The organism is Micromonospora sp. DT201 (assembly GCF_049841575.1).
Classification (GTDB): Bacteria; Actinomycetota; Actinomycetes; order Mycobacteriales; family Micromonosporaceae; genus Micromonospora.
Map to the genome: position 1 here is coordinate 360,171 of NZ_JBNCKP010000003.1, position 18,400 is coordinate 378,570.

16 protein-coding genes are annotated in these 18,400 nt (G+C 69.5%); 5 read left to right on the forward strand and 11 right to left on the reverse strand.

The genetic code is table 11. The features are described from left to right. Positions 1–191: 191 nt before the first annotated feature. Positions 192–1,409 carry a threonine--tRNA ligase gene (gene thrS / locus ACLQ28_RS08685; protein WP_425685665.1) on the forward strand — a complete coding sequence of 406 codons (1,218 nt, stop codon included), beginning with the start codon at positions 192–194 and terminating at the stop codon, positions 1,407–1,409. A gap of 64 nt (positions 1,410–1,473) precedes the next feature. Here the strand turns inward: thrS and ACLQ28_RS08690 are convergent, their stop codons facing one another. The 5 genes from ACLQ28_RS08690 to ACLQ28_RS08710 form a co-directional block, all read right to left on the reverse strand. Further along, positions 1,474–3,555 carry an ABC transporter ATP-binding protein gene (locus ACLQ28_RS08690; RefSeq protein ID WP_425685666.1) on the reverse strand — a complete coding sequence of 694 codons (2,082 nt, stop codon included), beginning with the start codon at positions 3,553–3,555 and terminating at the stop codon, positions 1,474–1,476. Then, on the reverse strand, positions 3,552–5,285 hold the full coding sequence (locus ACLQ28_RS08695) for an ABC transporter ATP-binding protein (RefSeq protein ID WP_425685667.1): 1,734 nt from the start codon (positions 5,283–5,285) through the stop codon (positions 3,552–3,554). The genes ACLQ28_RS08690 and ACLQ28_RS08695 overlap by 4 nt, the downstream gene beginning before the upstream one ends. Beyond that, positions 5,279–5,761 (reverse strand): MarR family winged helix-turn-helix transcriptional regulator, encoded by a 483-nt coding sequence (locus ACLQ28_RS08700; protein WP_425685668.1) that lies wholly within the window; start codon positions 5,759–5,761, stop codon positions 5,279–5,281. Before ACLQ28_RS08700 ends, ACLQ28_RS08695 begins: the two co-directional genes overlap by 7 nt. Before the next feature lie 181 nt (positions 5,762–5,942). Continuing rightward, on the reverse strand, positions 5,943–7,382 hold the full coding sequence (locus ACLQ28_RS08705; RefSeq protein ID WP_425685669.1) for a GuaB1 family IMP dehydrogenase-related protein: 1,440 nt from the start codon (positions 7,380–7,382) through the stop codon (positions 5,943–5,945). A 123-nt stretch (positions 7,383–7,505) separates the two neighbouring features. Beyond that, complete coding sequence (locus ACLQ28_RS08710; protein ID WP_425685670.1) at positions 7,506–8,102, reverse strand: LysE/ArgO family amino acid transporter; 597 nt, start codon at positions 8,100–8,102, stop codon at positions 7,506–7,508. A gap of 69 nt (positions 8,103–8,171) precedes the next feature. On the opposite strand from ACLQ28_RS08710, the gene ACLQ28_RS08715 reads away from it, so the two are divergent. Further along, positions 8,172–9,065, forward strand: a complete 894-nt coding sequence (locus ACLQ28_RS08715) for a LysR family transcriptional regulator ArgP (protein ID WP_425685671.1) — start codon at positions 8,172–8,174, stop codon at positions 9,063–9,065. Between the two features lie 124 nt (positions 9,066–9,189). Here ACLQ28_RS08715 and ACLQ28_RS08720 read toward each other — a convergent pair whose 3' ends face one another. Beyond that, positions 9,190–10,941, reverse strand: a complete 1,752-nt coding sequence (locus ACLQ28_RS08720) for an acetyl/propionyl/methylcrotonyl-CoA carboxylase subunit alpha (RefSeq protein WP_425685672.1) — start codon at positions 10,939–10,941, stop codon at positions 9,190–9,192. A 148-nt stretch (positions 10,942–11,089) separates the two neighbouring features. On the opposite strand from ACLQ28_RS08720, the gene ACLQ28_RS08725 reads away from it, so the two are divergent. From ACLQ28_RS08725 to ACLQ28_RS08735, 3 genes are all read left to right on the forward strand, one after another. Beyond that, on the forward strand, positions 11,090–11,704 hold the full coding sequence (locus tag ACLQ28_RS08725) for a PadR family transcriptional regulator (protein ID WP_425685824.1): 615 nt from the start codon (positions 11,090–11,092) through the stop codon (positions 11,702–11,704). A gap of 121 nt (positions 11,705–11,825) precedes the next feature. Then, the gene (locus ACLQ28_RS08730) at positions 11,826–12,785 is read left to right on the forward strand and encodes an ATP-binding cassette domain-containing protein (protein WP_425685673.1); all 960 of its coding nucleotides are present in this window, start codon (positions 11,826–11,828) and stop codon (positions 12,783–12,785) included. A gap of 16 nt (positions 12,786–12,801) precedes the next feature. Continuing rightward, positions 12,802–13,557, forward strand: coding sequence for an ABC transporter permease (locus tag ACLQ28_RS08735; protein WP_425685674.1), 756 nt, complete (start codon positions 12,802–12,804; stop codon positions 13,555–13,557). Positions 13,558–13,633: 76 nt separating this feature from the next. Here the strand turns inward: ACLQ28_RS08735 and ACLQ28_RS08740 are convergent, their stop codons facing one another. The 5 genes from ACLQ28_RS08740 to ACLQ28_RS08760 form a co-directional block, all read right to left on the reverse strand. Beyond that, complete coding sequence (locus ACLQ28_RS08740) at positions 13,634–14,287, reverse strand: O-methyltransferase (protein WP_425685675.1); 654 nt, start codon at positions 14,285–14,287, stop codon at positions 13,634–13,636. Then, on the reverse strand, positions 14,284–14,952 hold the full coding sequence (locus ACLQ28_RS08745; protein ID WP_425685676.1) for a Maf family protein: 669 nt from the start codon (positions 14,950–14,952) through the stop codon (positions 14,284–14,286). Before ACLQ28_RS08745 ends, ACLQ28_RS08740 begins: the two co-directional genes overlap by 4 nt. Before the next feature lie 406 nt (positions 14,953–15,358). Beyond that, complete coding sequence (mycP, locus tag ACLQ28_RS08750; RefSeq protein ID WP_425685825.1) at positions 15,359–16,486, reverse strand: type VII secretion-associated serine protease mycosin; 1,128 nt, start codon at positions 16,484–16,486, stop codon at positions 15,359–15,361. Between the two features lie 23 nt (positions 16,487–16,509). Then, positions 16,510–17,901 carry a hypothetical protein gene (locus ACLQ28_RS08755; protein ID WP_425685677.1) on the reverse strand — a complete coding sequence of 464 codons (1,392 nt, stop codon included), beginning with the start codon at positions 17,899–17,901 and terminating at the stop codon, positions 16,510–16,512. Further along, positions 17,898–18,356, reverse strand: coding sequence for a hypothetical protein (locus tag ACLQ28_RS08760; RefSeq protein ID WP_425685678.1), 459 nt, complete (start codon positions 18,354–18,356; stop codon positions 17,898–17,900). Before ACLQ28_RS08760 ends, ACLQ28_RS08755 begins: the two co-directional genes overlap by 4 nt. Positions 18,357–18,400: the final 44 nt, after the last annotated feature.

Here is an 18,400-nt window from a genome sequence, read left to right on the forward strand (position 1 = left end):
TCCCCGATTGTTGGTAAGTACGGTCGCCCGTATGCGCAGTGCGGTAGTAGTGACGACGACGCCGGGTATCCCCGGCGCGCCGCTCTGACGTAACCACCGTCGACCAGGCCCCGGGGCGATCCGCCCCGGAGGGCCGCGCGCCGAACGGAGCTCAGGTCGCCTCCGGGTCGTACCCGATCCAGGAGCCCGACATGATCGACCACCGTAGGCTCGGCCGCGAGCTGGACTTCTTCGTCTCCGATCCGCTGGCCGGTGCCGGCCTGCCGATCTGGCTGCCGGCCGGTGCCGCCGCCCGGCACGCTGTCGAGGAGTACGTCCGGGAGTTGGAGCGCCGCTCCGGCCACCAGCACGTCTATTCGCCCCCGCTGGGCAAACGCGAACTCTTCGAACTCTCCGGGCACCTCGGCTACTTCGCCGACGACATGTTCCCGCCGATGCGGTTGAGCGCGGACGACGAGTTCGTGCTCCGGCCCGCGCTCTGCCCGCACCACGCGCTCGTCTTCCGCGCCCGCGGCCGCTCCTACCGTGAGCTGCCGTTGCGGATCGCGGAGCTGGGTGGGATGTACCGCTCGGAGCGTTCCGGGGTGCTCGGTGGGCTGTCCCGGGTACGCGCCATCTCGCTCAACGACGCGCACACCTTCTGTGCCCCGGAGCAGGTGGGTGAGGAGGTCGCCCGGATCCTCCGGCTGATCCGCACCGCGCACGCCGCGCTCGGTGTCCGCCCGGCCGGTTTCCGGCTGTCGCTGCGCGGGCCGGGCGAAAAGTACGTCGGCGACGACGCGCAGTGGGCCCACGCCGAGGATCTGCTCCGGGGCGCGCTGGCCGGGGTGTCGTACGTCGAGGCTCCGGGGGAGGCCGCCTTCTACGGGCCGAAGATCGACATTCAGATCGTGGACGCCGCCGGCCGGGAGTCGACCATCTCCACCATCCAGTTGGACTTCGACAAGCCGGAGCGGTTCGACCTGTCGTACACCGACTCGGACGGCAGCCGGCGTCGACCGGTCATGCTGCACCGCAGCCTGGTCGGCAGCATGGAACGGCTGTTCGCGTACCTGATCGAGGTGCACGAGGGCGCCTTCCCGGCCTGGTACGCGCCGGTCCAGCTGGTGCTGCTGCCGGTCGACGACGGGCAGGTCGACGCGGTGGCCGACCTGGCCCGTCGGGCCGTCGACGCGGGCCTGCGGGTCGAGGTCGATGTCGCCGGCTCGCTGGGCGCCCGGATACGGGACGCGGCTCGCCGCCGCGTCCCGTACCTCGGGGTGTTGGGTCCTCGGGAGGCGGCCGACGGGCGCCTCGCGCTGCGCCTGCGCGGCGGCCGCGCCCTGGAACCGATGCCCGCGGACGCCGCGCTCGCCTTGATCTCCGGGCAGGTCGCCGCCCGCGCGGCCGACCTGCTCCCGGCGAACTGACCCACCCGTCGATCCGGGGCGGGTCGCCGTCGATCGCGTCGCGCGCACGGCGACCCACCCCGCCCTAGACCGCCGCCGGTTGGCCGGCCGGTTCCTCGTCGACCACGGCACCGGTGAACTGGGAACGGTAGAGCCGGTGGTATGCGCCGTGGGCGGCGAGCAACTGCTCGTGGGTGCCCTGCTCGACGATCCGACCGTTCTCCATCATCAGGATCAGGTCGGCGTCGCGGATGGTGGAGAGCCGGTGCGCGATGACGAAGCTGGTCCGGTCCGAACGCAGCGCGGCCATCGCCCGTTGGAGCAGCACCTCGGTGCGGGTGTCCACCGAGCTGGTCGCCTCGTCGAGGATCAGCAGCGACGGCTCGGCGAGGAACGCCCGGGCGATGGTGATGAGCTGCTTCTCACCGGCGCTGACGTTGCTGCCTTCCTCGTCGATGACCGTGTCGTAGCCGTCGGGCAGGCTGCGCACGAACCGGTCCACGAAGGTGGCCTGGGCCGCGGCGAGGATCTCCTCCTCGGTCGCGTCCGGCCGCCCGTAGGCGATGTTGTCCCGGATGGTGCCGCCGAAGAGCCAGGTGTCCTGGAGCACCATGCCGATCCGGCCGCGCAGGTCGTCGCGGCGCATCGTCGTGATGTCCACCCCGTCGAGCGTGATCCGGCCGGCGTCCAGCTCGTAGAACCGCATGACCAGGTTGACAAGCGTGGTCTTGCCGGCGCCGGTCGGACCGACGATGGCCACCGTGTGACCCGGCTCGGCGACAAGTGACAGGTCGTCGATCAGCGGCTTGTCCGGCTCGTAGCGGAACGAGACATGTTCGAACTCGACCCGACCGTGCGGGTCGCCGACCCGGGCGGGCTCGACCGGGTCGGGGGTCTGTTCGTCGGCGTCGAGCACCGCGAAGACCCGTTCGGCTGACGCCACCCCGGACTGCAGGAGGTTGGCCATCGAGGCGAGTTGGGTGAGCGGCTGGGTGAACTGTCGGGAGTACTGGATGAACGCCTGCACGTCGCCGAGGCTCATCGTGCCGGAGGCGACCCGCAGGCCGCCGACCACGGCGATCGCCACGTAGCTCAGGTTTCCGATGAACATCATCGACGGCATGATGATCCCGGAGATGAACTGTGCGCCGAAGCTGGCCCGGAACAGCTCATCGTTCTTGGCGGCGAACGCGGCCTCCACCTCGCGCTGCCGGCCGAAGACCTTCACCAGCTCGTGACCGGTGTACGCCTCCTCGATCTGGCCGTTCAACTCGCCGGTGTGCTTCCACTGCGCGATGAACTGCTTCTGCGAGCGCTTGGCGATGCGCTGGGTGACGAGCACCGACAGTGGCACCGCGACCAGGGCCACCAGGGCCAGCAGCGGTGAGATCCAGAACATCACGGCCAGCACACCGATGACGGTCAGCAGCGAGGTGAGCAGCTGGCTGAGGGTCTGCTGGAGGCTTGTCGAGATGTTGTCGATGTCGTTTGTGACCCGGCTGAGCAGCTCACCGCGGGGCTGCCGGTCGAAGTACGGCAGCGGCAGCCGGTTGAGCTTCTCCTCCACCTCGGCGCGCAGCCGCAGCACGGTGCGCTGGACCACCCCGTTGAGCAGCCAGCCCTGCCACCAGGACAGCACGCCCGCCGCCAGGTAGAGCCCGAGCGCCAACAGCAGCACCCGACTCAGGGCGCTGAAGTCGATGCCCACCCCGGGCACCACGTCCATCCGGGCCAGCATGTCGGCGAAGCTGTCGTTGCCGCTGGCCCGGGCTGCTGCGACGGCCTGCTCGGCGGTGGTGCCGGCGGGCAGTTTCCGGCCGATCACCCCGGTGAAGATCAGGTCGGTGGCATGGCCGAGGATCTTCGGCCCGGCCACGCTGAACCCGACGCTCACCAGGGCCAACGTGATGATCGCGGACAGGTGCAGTCGGTGCGAGCGCAGCCGGCCGAGCAACCGTCGGGCGGACGGCCCGAAGTTCATCGACTTCTCGGCGGGCATCCCGGCACTCATCCACGCCGGACCGCCGCCCGGACGCCCGGGCGGCAGCCGCTTCGGCGTCGCCGCGCCGCCGCCGGGCGGCGACGCGTCCCCTCCCGGCGTCCGCTCGTCGCCGGCCGGCTTCTGACTGGGTACGGCCGCGGTGCGCGGCTCGTCGCGCTCGCTCATGCCGCCACCTCCGCCGTCTGCTGCGAAGCAACGATCTCGGCGTACGTCGGGCAGGTTTCCAACAATTCCGAGTGTCGTCCCACTCCGACGACCCCTCCATCCTCAAGAACGATGATCTGGTCGGCGTCGATGATCGTGGAGACCCGCTGGGCCACGATCACCACCGCGGACTGCGCGGTGACCGGCCGCAGCGCGGCTCTGAGTCGCGCGTCGGTGCCAAGGTCGAGCGCGGAGAACGAGTCGTCGAAGAGATAGATCTCCGGCTGCCGGACCAGGGCCCGGGCGATGGCCAGGCGCTGCCGCTGCCCACCGGAGACGGTGGTGCCGCCCTGCGCGATCGGCGCGTCCAGCCCGCCGGGCATCTGGGCCACGAAGTCCCGGGCCTGGGCGATCTCCAGCGCCGCCCACAACTCCTCGTCGGTGGCGTCCGGGTTGCCGTAGCGCAGGTTGCTGGCGACCGTCCCGGTGAACAGGTACGGCCGCTGCGGCACCAGGCCGATGCGCCGCCACAACTCGTCCGGTGCCAGTTCCCGCACGTCCACCCCGTCGACCAGCACCGCGCCAGCGGTGACGTCGACCAGGCGGGGGATCAGCGACAGCAGGGTCGTCTTGCCGGCACCGGTGCTACCGATGATCGCGGTGGTGGTGCCCGGGGTGGCCCGGAAGGAGATGTCCCGCAGCACCGGATCGACCGCGCCCGGGTATTGGAAGCGCACTCCGCGCAGCTCCAACTCGGCCCGGGTGGGCAGCTCGGTGACCGGCTCGGCGGCGGGGACCACCGAGGAGTCGGTGTCCAGCACTTCGACGATCCGCTCGGCGCAGACCGCCGCCCGGGGCACCATCATCAGCATGAAGGTGGCCATCATCACCGCCATCAGGATCTGCATCATGTACTGCAGGAACGCGGTGAGCGCGCCAATCTCGATCGCACTGGCATCGACCCGCTGCGCGCCGAACCAGAGCACTGCCACGCTGGAGACGTTCAGCACCAGCATGACCACCGGGAAGATCAGCGCCAGCAGGCGACCGGTCCGCAGAGCGGTGGCTGACAGCTCGGCGTTGGCGACGGCGAAACGATCCGTCTCGTACGGCTCGCGGACGAAGGCGCGGACGACCCGGATGCCGGTGATCTGCTCGCGGAGAACCCGGTTGACCGTGTCGATCCGGGTCTGCATCAGCCGGAAACCCGGCACCATCCGACGGATGATCGCGCCGAGCGCGACGGCGAGCACCGGCACGCTGACCAGCATCAGCCAGGAGAGCCCGACATCCTCGCGGAGCGCCATCACCACGCCGCCCACACTCATGATCGGCGCGGCGACCATCATGGTGCAGCTCATCAGGACGAGCATCTGCACCTGTTGCACGTCGTTGGTGTTGCGGGTGATCAGCGACGGTGCACCGAACCGGGCCACCTCGCGGGCGGAGAAGCGGTTGACGTGCCCGAACAACCTGGCCCGGACGTCCCGCCCGAAGCCCATCGCGGTCCGAGCGCCCAGGTAGACCGCGGCGATCGAACAGACGATCTGGATCAGGCTGACCAGCAGCATCCACCCGCCGGTGTGCACGATGTAACTGGTGTCGCCCTGAGCCACGCCCTTGTCGATGATGTCGGCGTTGAGGCTGGGCAGGTAGAGCGAGGCCATGGTGCCCACGAACTGGAGCAGCACCACGGCCAGCAACGGTCGTTGGTAGGAGCGCAGTTGGTTGCGCAGCAGTCGGATCAGCACGCCGGGTCCTTCGGTTCGGTTGGGCGTCCGGTCATCCGCGGGTCGTCCCCGCTGCCGATGACCTCGAGCAGGAACTCCCGGATCACCTGCGCCTTCTCTGGGTCGGCGTCGACCGAGGTGAGTGGGCGTCCGGAGTGCATCAGTGCGCTGAGCGCAGCCACCCGTTCCCGGCCGGCGGCGGTGAGGACGAGTCGGACGCTGCGTCGGTCGCTGTCGTCGCGCTGCCGCTCGACGAGCCCGTCGCGGGCCAGCGTGTCCACGATGCCGGTCAGGGTCGCCGGGCGGACGAAGCCCTTCTCGGCGACTTCCCGGTGGGGGAGCTCGCCGTGTCGGGCGAGCGTCATCAGGGTGACCATGCCGGCTTGGGTGAGGCTGTGCTCCTCGGCGAGGTAGCGATTCCATCGCTGCCCGACCAGGTGCCCGGCCACCACCAGCAGCCGGCCAAGCGGCACATCCTGGAGAGTGACGAGTTCCACGGGATGCAGATTAGCTCCCTGATAGTCAGGGGCCAAACGAAATTGCCGCACCAAGCCAACTAACAGCACCCCGCCCGCCCCGCCCGCCCGGTTGATCATGAGGTTATTGCCGCGACGCGCCGATGCGGAAGGCAATAACCTCATGATCAACGGGGGTGGGCGGGCGGGTGGGCGGGGTGGGTTACCAGCTTGTGGGGAGGGGCATTCCCTCGGTGAAGCCGGCGGCGCTCTGGACGCCGACGATCGCCCGCTCGTGGAACTGTGTCAGGTCCCGCGCACCGGCGTACGTGAAGGCGCTGCGTACCCCGGCGATGATCTCGTCGATCAGGTCCTCGACGCCGGGTCGGGCCGGGTCCAGATACATCCGGGCCGAGGAGATGCCCTCCTCGAACACCGCCTTGCGGGCCCGGTCGTACGGGCTGTCGTCGGCGGTACGCGCGCTGACCGCCCGAGCCGAGGCCATCCCGAAGCTCTCCTTGTACCGCCGGCCGTCCGCATCGGCGTACAGGTCACCGGGGGACTCGTAGGTGCCGGCGAACCACGAGCCGATCATCACGTTCGACGCCCCGGCGGCGAGCGCGAGCGCCACGTCCCGTGGGTGCCGCACCCCGCCGTCGGCCCAGACGTGCCGGCCCAACTGCCGGGCTGCGGTCGCGCAGTCGAGTACGGCGGAGAACTGCGGCCGTCCCACGCCGGTCATCATCCGGGTCGTGCACATCGCGCCCGGCCCGACACCCACCTTGATGATGTCCGCCCCCGCCTCGACGAGGTCGCGTACGCCCTCGGCGGTGACCACGTTGCCGGCCGCCACCGGCACCCCCGGGTCCAGCTTGCGGACCGCCTGAAGCGCGGAGATCATCCGAGCCTGGTGGCCGTGCGCGGTGTCCACGACCAGCGTGTCCACGCCCGCCTCCAGCAGCGCCGCGGCCTTGCCGGTCACGTCGCCGTTGATCCCGACGGCCGCCGCGATGCGAAGCCGGCCCTGATCGTCCACGGCCGGCGTGTAGAGCGTGGCGCGCAGCGCGCCCTGGCGGGTCAGCACCCCGACCAGCCGGCCGTCGGCGTCCACCACCGGGGCGAGCCGACGACGACCGGCGGAGAGCAGGTCGAAACCGGTACGCGGGTCCGCGTCCGCCGGGACGGTGTGCAGCTCGGTGGACATGACGTGACGCAGTTGAGCGAACCTGTCCACCCCCGTGGTGTCCGCCTCGGTGACCACGCCCATCGGCCGGCCGGCCTCGTCGACGACGATCACCGCACCGTGCGAGCGCTTGGGCAGCAGGTGGATGGCGTCACCCACGGTCTCGGTCGGGCCCAGGGTGATCGGCGTGTCGTAGACCAGGTGCCGCTGCTTCACCCAGGCGACGACGTTTGCGACCACCTCGATCGGGATGTCCTGCGGAATCACCGCGATCGCGCCCCGGCGGGCCACCGTCTCGGCCATCCGCCGGCCGGCGACCGCGGTCATGTTCGACACCACAAGCGGGATGGTGGTGCCGGTGCCGTCACCGGTGGACAGGTCGACGTCGAGCCGGGAACCCAGGTCGGAACGGGCCGGCGCCATGAAGACGTCGGTATAGGTCAGGTCGTGCGCGGGGACCGCGCCGTGAAGGAACCGCACCCGGCCCATCATCCCCGCTCGTGGAGCGTCCCGCCGCCGGTGGTCGTGGAAAACACTCTCACCGCCGTGATTGCCGTTGGCCTGGTCCGGGGTGGCGTCGTCGGTGCCCGCCGTCAGAATCGGTCAGCCCAACAGGAGCGCCGCGGCGAGCCCTGCCATCACGACGGCGATGATCGCGTCCAGCACCCGCCAGGCGACGGCACGGGCGAGCAGCGGCGCCAGGCGCTGCGCACCGACGCCGAGCGCGGTGAACCAGACCACGCTGGCCAGGGTGGCCCCGGCGCCGAAGACCCACCGGTGCGGGTGCTGTTGGGCCACGCCGCCGAGGAGCAGCACGGTGTCCAGGTAGACGTGGGGGTTCAGGTAGGTGAAGGCGGCGCAGGCGAGCAGGGTCGCCCCCAACGTGGCCGGCGGCCGCTCGGTGGGCAGCAGGGCGCCAGGACGTAGGGCGCGGCGGGCGGCGAGCGCCGCGTAGCAGAGGAGGAACGCCGCGCCGCCCCAGCGGATCGCCGTCAGGAGGCCCGGTCGGCCCGTCACCAGTGAACCGACCCCGGCCACGCCCGCCATGATCAGCAGAGCGTCCGACGCGGCGCAGGTGAGCACCACGGGTACGACGTGCTCGCGACGCAGACCCTGGCGTAGGACGAAGGCGTTCTGAGCGCCGATGGCGACGATGAGCGCGATGGAGATCGAGAAGCCGGCGACGGCGGAGGTGAGCACGGATCGACGCTAGAGCTGTCGACAGCCACCAGTCCAACTAAAGATTTTGACGCAACTTAAGCTCTGCTGATGGATGGTCTCGATTCGGCGCAACTGCGGACGCTCGCTGCGGTGGTGGCGGAGGGCAGCTTCGACGCGGCGGCCCGGCTGCTGCACGTCACCCCGTCGGCGGTGAGCCAACGGATCAAGGCGCTGGAGGAGACCGTGGGCCAGGTGCTGGTCCGCCGCGCCCGACCGTGCGTGGCAACCGACGCCGGCCGCCCGCTCCTGCGCCTGGCCGGCCAGCTCACGCTTCTCGAACGGGAGGCACTTGCCGATGCTCGCGGCCCGCTGGCCGGCGGCGGTCGCGTCCGGGTCGCCGTGGTGGTCAACGCGGACTCACTGGCCGCCTGGTTTCCCGCCGCGCTGGCCCGGTTGCCGCAGCGGGCCGGGCTCTCGTTCGACCTGCGGCAGGACGATCAGGACCACACCGCCGAACTGCTCCGTGACGGTTCGGTGACGGCGGCGGTCACCGCCCAGCGCGAGGCCGTGCAGGGCTGCCGGGTGCTGCCGCTCGGAGCCATGCGCTACCTCGCGCTGGCCACGCCGGAATTCGCGGCGTCCCACTTCGTCGGAGGGTTCACCGCTTCCGCGCTGGCGGACGCGCCGCTGGTCGTCTTCGACCGGAAGGATCGCGTGCAACACCGCTTCATCGAGGCGGTGGCGGGTCGGCCGTTCGACCCGCCGGTGCACTACGTGCCGTCGGTGCCGGCCATCAGTGCGGTGATCCGGCTCGGGTTGGGCTGGAGTCTGGTGCCGGAACAGATCGCCCAGGCCGACCTCGCCGCCGGTCGCTGTGTCAACCTCGCGCCGGGCCGACACCTGGACGTCCCGCTCTACTGGCAGCACTGGCGGCTGGAGTCGGATGTGCTGAATGCCCTGACCGCCGCCGTCCGAGCGGTTGCCGCCGAGAACCTGCGCTGACCGCTGACCGGCCGCGCCGGCTGGTCGGTCGCACTGGCTGCCCGCCGGCCGCACCGGCCGCGCCGATTGCCCGCCGGCTGGCCGGTCGCGAAGGCCTGCCCGCGGGCAGGCCTTCGCGGACAGCTCAGGCGATGGTGCAGATGGGGGCACCGGCGGTGATCACGGCGCCGACCTCGGCGGTGAGCCCGCTGACCGTGCCCGCCTTGTGGGCGTGCAGCGGCTGCTCCATCTTCATCGCCTCCAACACCACCACCAGGTCGCCCTCGGCCACGGTGTCACCGTCCGCCACCGCGATCTTGACGATGGTGCCCTGCATGGGTGAGGCGAGCGCGTCGCCGCTGACCGGGGCGCCCGCCTTGGCTCCGCCGCCGCGCCGGGCCGGCTTACGGGTGGCGGGTGCTGCGGTGGTCGTACTCCCGGCCAAGCCGGCGGGGAGGCTGACCTCGAGGCGCTTGCCACCCACCTCGACCACGACGGTCTCGCGCTCTGCCGGCGCCTCGGCGGCGCCGACGGCGGCGGCGAACGGCGGGACGGTGTTGTGGAACTCCGTCTCGATCCACCGGGTGTGCACGGTGAACGGCTCGGCGGTGAACGCCTCGTCCCGCACGACCAGGCGGTGGAACGGCAGCGCGGTTGCCATGCCGTCGAGGACCATCTCGTCCAGCGCCCGGCGGGCGCGCTCCAATGCCTCGGTGCGCGTCTCACCAGTGATGATCACCTTGGCCAGCAGCGAGTCGAAGTTGCCGCCGATCACGTCGCCGGCCGAGATGCCGGTGTCGACCCGCACACCCGGGCCGGTGGGCAGTCGCAGCGCCGTGACCGTGCCGGGGGCGGGCAGGAAGTTGCGGCCCGGGTCCTCGCCGTTGATCCGGAACTCGATCGAGTGTCCGCGCGGCGTCGGGTCCTCGGTGATCCGCAGCTTGTCACCGTCGGCGATCCGGAACTGCTCGCGCACCAGGTCGATGCCGGCGGTCTCCTCGGTGACCGGGTGCTCGACCTGGAGTCGGGTGTTGACTTCCAGGAAGGAGATGGTGCCGTCCACGCCGACCAGGTATTCGACCGTCCCGGCGCCGTGGTAGCCGGCCTCGCGGCAGATGGCCTTGGCGCTGTCGTGGATCTGTGCCCGCTGGGCGTCGGTGAGGAATGGCGCGGGCGCCTCCTCCACGAGCTTCTGGTGCCGACGCTGCAGCGAGCAGTCGCGGGTGCCCACCACGATCACGTTGCCGTGCTGGTCGGCGAGGACCTGCGCCTCGACGTGCCGGGGCTGGTCCAGGTAACGCTCGACGAAGCACTCGCCCCGACCGAACGCCGCGACCGCCTCGCGCGTGGCCGATTCGAAGAGCTGGGGAATCTCATCCATGGTCCGGGCGACCTTGAGGCCGCGCCCGCCCCCGCCGAAGGCGGCCTTGATGGCGACCGGCAGGCCGTGGTCGACGGCGAACGCCATCACCTCGTCCGGGCTGGCCACCGGGTCCGGAGTGCCGGGGACCAGCGGGGCGCCAGCGCGCTGGGCGATGTGTCGGGCGGTGACCTTGTCGCCCAGGTCACGGATCGCCTGCGGGGTGGGACCGATCCAGGTCAGCCCGGCGTCGATGACGGCCTGGGCGAAGTCGGCGTTCTCGGACAGGAAGCCGTAACCGGGGTGCACGGCATCGGCGCCGGCCCGGGCGGCCACGTCGAGCAGCTTGTCGATGCGCAGGTACGTGTCGGTCGCGCTGTCCCCGCCGAGCGCGTACGCCTCGTCCGCGAGGGTGGCGTGCAGGGCCTCACGGTCGGAGTCCGCGTACACGGCGACGCTGCCCAAGCCGGCGTCGCGGCACGCACGGATCACCCGGACGGCGATCTCGCCGCGGTTGGCGATGAGTACCTTGCGCACCTTCGTGGCTCCTCCCGGGCAGGTTACTGACGGGGAGTGTATCGGCCGCCCACCTGGCCCTAACGATCGCTCAGTGTGGGATGCCGCACTGAGCCGAAACGCTCTAGTCAAACTTGGCTATTACGCTTATCGGGTGTCTGCGACTCGAATGATGATCCTCGGTCTGGTGCGGTGGATGCAGCCCGTGCACGGCTACGACGTGCGCCGCGAGCTGTTGAGCTGGAGCGCCGACAAGTGGGCGAACGTGCAGCCCGGCTCGATCTACCACGCCCTGCGCAAACTCACCGAGGAAGGCCTGCTCCGCGCCGTCGCGACCGAGCAGGTCGGCGCCCGTCCGGCCCGGACCACGTACGAGGTGACCGCCAAGGGGGACGACGAGTTCGAGACGCTGCTGCGCAACCTCTGGTGGAACCTCAGCGAGCCAACCGACCCCTTCACTGCGGCCTTCTCCTTCCTGCCGGCCATGCCGCGCGCCGAGGCCGCTGCGGCCCTGCGCAACCGGGCCAATCTGCTGCGCGCCGGCGTCGAGTCGATGCGCGCCTCGATCGAGTCGGACTGGGTGCGTAACCGGAAGCCAGTGCACGTGGGCTGGATGTTCGAGCTGTGGGCGGTGCGGGCGGAGGCGGAGGTGGGGTGGTGTGAACGGATCGCGGAACGGATCGACTCCGGAGTGTCGTACCTGCCTGCTGAGCTGGAGAACGAGGAGGGTTGGTCGGGCTGGAGGGAGCGCAGGGAGCCGCCGACCGCAGCCAACGCGAAATAATCAACGTTGACTAAAAAAGTTATATCGCGTTAGCCTGCTCTCGGCACAGCGGGGGAGTGCGTCGTCCGGCGTCGTCCCACTCGAAGGCCGGCCCGACCGGCCCGACCGACCAGGAGCAGAGATGATCGAGACCAGGGGGCTACGAAAGTCGTTCCGCTCCCGCGCGGGTCGAGAGACGAAGACGGTGGACGCCGTGCGGGGCGTCAACCTGGAGGTTGCCAAGGGTGAGATCTTCGGCTTCCTCGGCCCGAACGGCGCCGGCAAGACCACCACGCTGCGGATGCTCGCCACGCTGATCGAGCCAGACGGTGGCGAGGCCACCATCGCGGGCGCCGACCTGCGCAAGGACCCGGCCGAGGTGCGCCGCCGCATCGGCTACGTCCCGCAGGGCGGCAGCACCTGGGACGAGTCCACCGCCCGTGAAGAGCTGGTGCTGCACGCGCGGATGTACGGCATCGGCAAGGCCGACGCGCAGCGCCGCGCCACCCGTGCCCTGGACGCCTTCCAGCTCACCGAGTACGCCGACCGCAAGTGCAAGACCTACTCCGGCGGTCAGCGCCGGCGGGTCGAGATCGCGCTCGGCATCATCCACGAGCCGAAGATCGTCTTCCTGGACGAGCCGACCACCGGCCTCGACCCGCAGAGCCGCGCCCACATGTGGGACGAGATCCGGCGGCTACGCGCCGACGGGATGACCGTCTTCATCACCACGCACTACCTGGACGAGGCCGACGCGCTCTGCGACCGGATCGCGATCATGGACAACGGCGAGTTGGTGGCCGAGGGCACGCCGGCCGAGCTCAAACGGGAGATCTCCGGCGACGTGGTGCTGGTCGGCCTCGACCCGACCGCCACCGAGCAGGCCACCAAGGCGCTCGACGGCGAGCCGTACGTCAACAAGCTGGAGACCGCCGATGAGGGCGGCCTGCGCCTCTACGTCGACGACGGCGCCACCGCCATCCCGCAGGTGCTGCGCAGGCTCGACCACGCTGGGCTGGAGCTGCGCTCGATCGAGCTGCACCGACCCAGCCTGGACGACGTCTTCCTCACCAAGACCGGCCGCTCGCTGCGCGAGTCCTGACCACCGGAGACGACTCATGAAATTCGCCCGTGACACCTGGCTGATCTTCCAGCGCCAAACCCATCTCCTGCTGCGCAACCCGGTCTGGGTCTTCGTCGGCGTGTTCCAGCCGGTCATGTACCTGCTGCTGTTCGCCCCACTGCTCAAGCCCGCACTGAACGCGCCCACCCAGGCCGCCGCCTACAAGATCTTCGTACCCGGTCTGCTGGTGTTGCTCGCGATCTTCGGTGGCCTGTTCCAGGGCTTCGGCCTGATCGCCGAGCTGCGCGCCGGCGTCATCGAACGCTCCCGGGTCACCCCGATCAGCCGCCTCGCCCTGCTACTCGGCCGCTCACTGCGCGACGTGGTCTCGCTCATCGTGCAGGCGGTCATCATCACCCTGCTGGCGCTCCTGTTCGACCTGCGGGTGTTCATCGGTGACCTGCTACTGGCGTACCTGATGCTCGCCCTGATCGCCCTCATGACCTCGGCCGTCTCCTACGGCGTCGCGCTCAAGGTCAAGAGCGAGGACGCGCTGGCCCCCCTGATGAACACCGTGGCGCAGCCGGTGCTGCTGCTCTCCGGCATCCTGCTGCCGCTGACCTTCGCACCCGGCTGGTTGCGGGGCATCGCCGACTGGAACCCGTTCTCCTGGGCGGTCGACGGCACCCGGGCGCTGTTCGCCGGTGACCTGGGCAGCGACAAGGTCTGGCAGGGCCTGACCATCACCGCGGTCCTCGCCGCCCTGGGGGTCTACTGGGCCGCCCGGCAGTTCGCCCGCAGCGTCCGCTAGTTCACGCTCCTGGACGTCGGGGTGTCCGTCTTGTGAGGACACCCCGACGTCCGCGTCTGGGCGTGCTTCCCGGTGCTCAGCGCACCCGGGCGAGCGTCAGACCGTCCGAGATCGGCAGCATCACCGGCTCCACCCGGACGTCGGCGATGACCTCGTCGTTGAAAGCGGCGATAGCCCGGTCGTTGGCGTCCTGCGGGGCGATCACCCGGCCGCCGCGCAGCACGTTGTCGACGGCGATCACGCCGCCCGGCCGCATCCGGGGCACCAGCTCCGCCCAGTAGACCGGGTATCCCGTCTTGTCCGCATCGATGAACGCGAAGTCCAGGTGACGCTCGTGCGGCAGCTCCCGCAGCCTGTCGCCGGCCGGGCCGATGCGCAGGTCGATCCGGTCCTGCACCCCGGCCCGAGCCCAGTAGCGCCGGGCGATGCCGGTGAACTCCTCGGAAATGTCGAAGCAGGTCAGCCGCCCACCCTCCGGCAAGCCGCGGGCGATCGCCAGCGATGAGAGCCCGGTGAACGTGCCGACCTCAACGGCCTGCCGTACGTCGAGCAGCCGGGTGAGGAACGTCAGGAAGGCGGCCTGCTCCGGGGCCACCTGCATGGTGGCCTGATCCGGCAGCACCGACCGCGTTTCCTCGGCCAGGTCCCGGATGATCTCGTCCGGCGGGGAGCCGTGTGCGATCAGGTAGGCGTGCAGCTCGTCGGTGAGCGGGATCGATTTATTGGTCATGACCGGACGTTACCGAGCGGCTCGACCGATTGACCCCCGGGCGCGACCTTCGTCCACAGGTCGGTGAGCTGCAGACCCAGCTCGGCGAGGAGCCGACGCAGCAGCGGCATCGACAGCCCGATCACCGTCCCCGGGTCACCCTCGATCCGCTCCACGAACGGCCCACCCAGCCCGTCGATGGTGAACGCGCCGGCCACCGCCAACGGCTCGCCACTTGCCACGTACGCGGCGATCTCGTCATCGCTGATGTCCGCGAAGTGGACAGTGGTCGAGGCGACCGCCTCCGCACGTCGCCCGGCGGTAACGTCGATGAGGCAGTGCCCGCTGTGCAGAACGCCACTGCGCCCCCGCATCCGCTGCCATCGCCGGGTCGCATCCGCCGAGTCCGCTGGCTTGCCGAGGATCTCCCCATCGAACGCGAGCACCGAGTCGCAGCCGATCACCAGCGTCCGCTGGTCGGCACCAGGGCTGAGCCGGGTCAACACCGCCTGCGCCTTCAGCCGAGCCAACTCCAGGCACAACTCCTCGGCCCGTTCGGTCACCACTAGGGACTCGTCTACCCCGCTGACCAGCACATCCGGCTCAATTCCGGCGGCCTTGAGGGACTTGAGACGGGCAGGGCTCGCTGAGGCGAGCACGAGGCGGAGCGGCAGAGTTTCAGACACCCGCCCGACGTTACCGGCTCCCCACCCCCGCAACGGCCTCCCGCCGCTCATGCCGAGCGGCCGTGATCCACGCTCTGGCGGCCGTGATCCAGGCTCTGGCGGCCGTGATCCAGGCTCTGGCGGCCGTGATCCACGCTCTGGCGGCCGTGATCCACGCTCTGGCGGCCTTGATCCAGGCTCTGGCGGCCGTGATTCACGCTCTGGCGGCCTTGATCCACTCCATATCGCCGACATGGGCCTATCCGAGCGATCGGATCCCGCAATATCGCCGATATGGAGTCGATCAACCCGGCGAGCGACCCGGCCCCACCGCCATCGGCCCGCTTTCGCCGAAATGCGGCTATCCCACCGGCCCCAGGCGCTGTCAAACCAAGGCAACCGAGTCGAGCGCCGGGCCGCCGGCCAATCAGCGACTAATCCTCGGCGGCGGATCATCGCCACGCCTACGCCGCCGCGCCACCACCGCCCATCCGACCCCGGCAGCCAAGATCACCCCAAGGGTGGCCAGGCCACGTGCGGTCGCACCGCTGCCCTCATCACCCGGCAGAGCACCCGCCGTCGTCGCCGGACCAGCACCGGCCGGCGCGCTCACAGACTCAAACCCCAGCGGCGGTACGTCCGCCGTCAGCGCCGCCACAAGATCGATCACGCCATAGCCGTACTCGTCGTCGCGCCCAGGCGCGCCCTTGTCGACCGCGGTTGCCGTGAGTCGGTGCGCCACCTCCCGCGCCGGCAGGTAGGGGTATTTGGACCGAATCAACGCCGCGGCCCCCGCCACGATCGCCGTTGCGTCAGAGGTTCCGGTGCCTTTGCGGTACTTGCCATCGATGCTCGTGCTGTAAATGTCGACAGCCGGTGCAACCACGTCAATCTCCGGTCCGGTCACTGAAAAGCTCGCAGAGTTCCCGCTTCGGTCGACGCCGCCCACGGCGATGACACCGGGGTAGGCTGCGGGAAAGCTGACAAATTGATCGCGTGGCTTGTTGCCTGCCCCTGCAACAACGACGATATTTGCTTGTACCGCCATCTCGACGGCGCGCTGTAGCCGGGTGTTCGGCCCTGCCACGGAAGAGATGCTGACAACCGAAGCGCCCTTGGTGACGGCATACTCAATTCCAGCCGCAAGGTTATCGCTGCTGCCATCTTGATCTGTTTGACTAGTTCGAATGGGTAGAATGCTGGATTCTGGAGCGATACCGAGAGCGCCGATGTTGCCCGGCTGTCCATGCGCAGCGATTAGGCCGGCCATCCCGGTGCCATGGCTACTCTCGTCCTGCTGACCATCCGACCCGTCAGAGAGGACGTCGGTGCCAGTTAGGAGATTATTCTGCAAGTCGGGGTGAGGTGCCACGCCGGTGTCGGGTACCGCCACGACCACTCCCTTGCCGCGACTAATCTTCTGCGCTTCCGCAATTTTGAGGTAGCTCAGGTGCCACTGGTCCTTGCGTACAAGATTGGTGCCTGACGGAGTCGGGTTTGCTTGCGCTTGCCCCGGAGTAGAAAGCAGGGCGGCCGTGAGGCTGAGGCTTGCCAGAATCGATCTCGAAGTCCGCAGGATCAACGTGTGCGACCAATGGCCGGGCCGGGATCGATGGGGTCATCTTCATTCCGTGGTTGAAGAACTGGAGCGACGCCCTCGTCTGTCTCCCAGGGGTGGTCAGGGTCCCAGCGAGGCTTCTCGTCATCCGGTGATGGCCGGAGGTCTGGCCGAGCAGGGGCAATGCCACCGGGGCTTGTATTGATGCCGCCGTTAATACCGGCACCACTGCCGAACGGCGGAATTCCATGCATCGCTCCTGAGCCTCGGCCGCCGCCAGGGCGAGAGCCTGCACCGCCAGTGGGTCCGGTTCCGGCACCGCCACCGCCGATTAGGCCGCCCACCGGGTTAATGCGGCGGGGCGCGCCGGCGCCGCCCCCAGATTGGCCGATCCCCATTCCAGGCGTCCCACCGATTAGCCCATTGGGCGGCATCGGACGTGGTTGGGCAGTGGGGTTACCCCTAGTGCCGGTCCCGCCGGGGGAATGGTCGGTCGGGTGGGACTGCGTGCGCCCTGTCCCTGGGGTATAACCGCGCGCAGAAATAACAGGAGGCAGAGGCGGTGCCCCGAAACCAGGTGTTGAACTGGATGGCGTTAGCGGCGTAGCACTGTTCGGCGGGACGAGGTGCCCGGGGTTAGGGGCGGTTGCATTGCCTGTGCCGCCAAGCACTGGTCCGATGCCGGACTTCGTCGGTGACGGAGCCTGACCTGCGGCGGCGCTTGGTCGAATTGTCGGGGACCGTCGAATTGGCACTGGGACTACTGGAGGAATGATGGGAGCAGCATAATGCGGACCGTAAACGTCCGGGTCGCCCTGATCGATCCCGGGATTGGCTCTCGGGCTGGGTGGTGGTTTTTGGAGGGTTGCTTGGGCTTGTTGGAGTTCGCTGCTGAGGTTGAACATCGCGGCCCGTGCCTGCACATTCAGCCGTTCCAGTTCGGCGTCAGTGACAGGCGCCTCAGTGACTCGGTTTCCCATCACTGCTTTGGGGTCGGCGGCCATCGACTCGTACGCCTGCTTTTGTTGGAACTTGGTCGCGTACTCCTCGTGGATCTTGCGGAGTGTGGCGCGGGTGGTGCTGATGGCCTGGGTGGCGGCGGAAAGTGCGGTGTAGTTCGCGGCGGCGGCGTTGTGGGTGCGCTGCACTTTGTCGATCAGTTCGTCGAGTTCGGCGAGGTACGTGCTGGAGGCGGCGCTGGTTTCTGGTGGCCATGCCTCGGCGAGCCCGCGCCGGTATTCCTGGAGGCGGCTGAGGTGGATTTGCGCCAAATCGCAGACCTTGCGCCAGCCGGCGACCTGCTTCCAGTGGTTGGTGGTGTCGTGGTCGTGGAGGCAGGCCCACATGCTGTTGACGTCCATCAGTTGCCAGTCGGTGAGGCCGGATGTGCGGCCGGTGCCCCGTTCGATCACGGCAGCACCACCGGCCTTTCGGCGTCAGGGCCGGTCGGGTCGGTCAGCATCGGTGTCGGGCCGCCGGGCAGCATGGTCGTCGGGTCGGCGAGGGCCTGGCGCACGTCCACCACTCGTGCGGCGGTGAAGGCGTCGCTGTCGGCGTATCGGGTGGCGACCTGATCGGCGGCGGCAGCCAGATGGCCGGTGGCGCCGCGGACGGCGTACACCATGTCGGCGGTGGCCTGCTGCGTCTCGTGGTGCGCGTGCAGGAACGTGACCAGCTCGATGAAGGCGTCGCACGGGTTGGGCAGCTTGGCGGACATATCTTCGGCGATGTACGACAGGTGGGGCGCGTAGTTGCTCTCGACCTCGGCGGCGAGCCGGTCGGCGAACTCTCTGAGCTGGCTGATGTCGGCCTCAATGCCGCTGTAACCGCGCAGCCAGGGCGCTGGCCGGTTCTCTTCGGGGATCATTGATCCTCCCTACCTGTCACGGCACCGTTTCCCTGAGTGAGGGT

What these genes read in the sequence shown, in the direction of transcription:
- ACLQ28_RS08740 (WP_425685675.1), bottom strand. Translation starts at nt 14,287, where the DNA reads ATGACCAATAAATCGATCCCGCTCACCGACGAGCTGCACGCCTACCTG.
- thrS (WP_425685665.1), top strand. Translation starts at nt 192, where the DNA reads ATGATCGACCACCGTAGGCTCGGCCGCGAGCTGGACTTCTTCGTCTCC.
- ACLQ28_RS08690 (WP_425685666.1), bottom strand. Translation starts at nt 3,555, where the DNA reads ATGAGCGAGCGCGACGAGCCGCGCACCGCGGCCGTACCCAGTCAGAAG.
- ACLQ28_RS08760 (WP_425685678.1), bottom strand. Translation starts at nt 18,356, where the DNA reads ATGATCCCCGAAGAGAACCGGCCAGCGCCCTGGCTGCGCGGTTACAGC.
- ACLQ28_RS08735 (WP_425685674.1), top strand. Translation starts at nt 12,802, where the DNA reads ATGAAATTCGCCCGTGACACCTGGCTGATCTTCCAGCGCCAAACCCAT.
- ACLQ28_RS08725 (WP_425685824.1), top strand. Translation starts at nt 11,090, where the DNA reads ATGATGATCCTCGGTCTGGTGCGGTGGATGCAGCCCGTGCACGGCTAC.
- ACLQ28_RS08730 (WP_425685673.1), top strand. Translation starts at nt 11,826, where the DNA reads ATGATCGAGACCAGGGGGCTACGAAAGTCGTTCCGCTCCCGCGCGGGT.
- ACLQ28_RS08715 (WP_425685671.1), top strand. Translation starts at nt 8,172, where the DNA reads ATGGATGGTCTCGATTCGGCGCAACTGCGGACGCTCGCTGCGGTGGTG.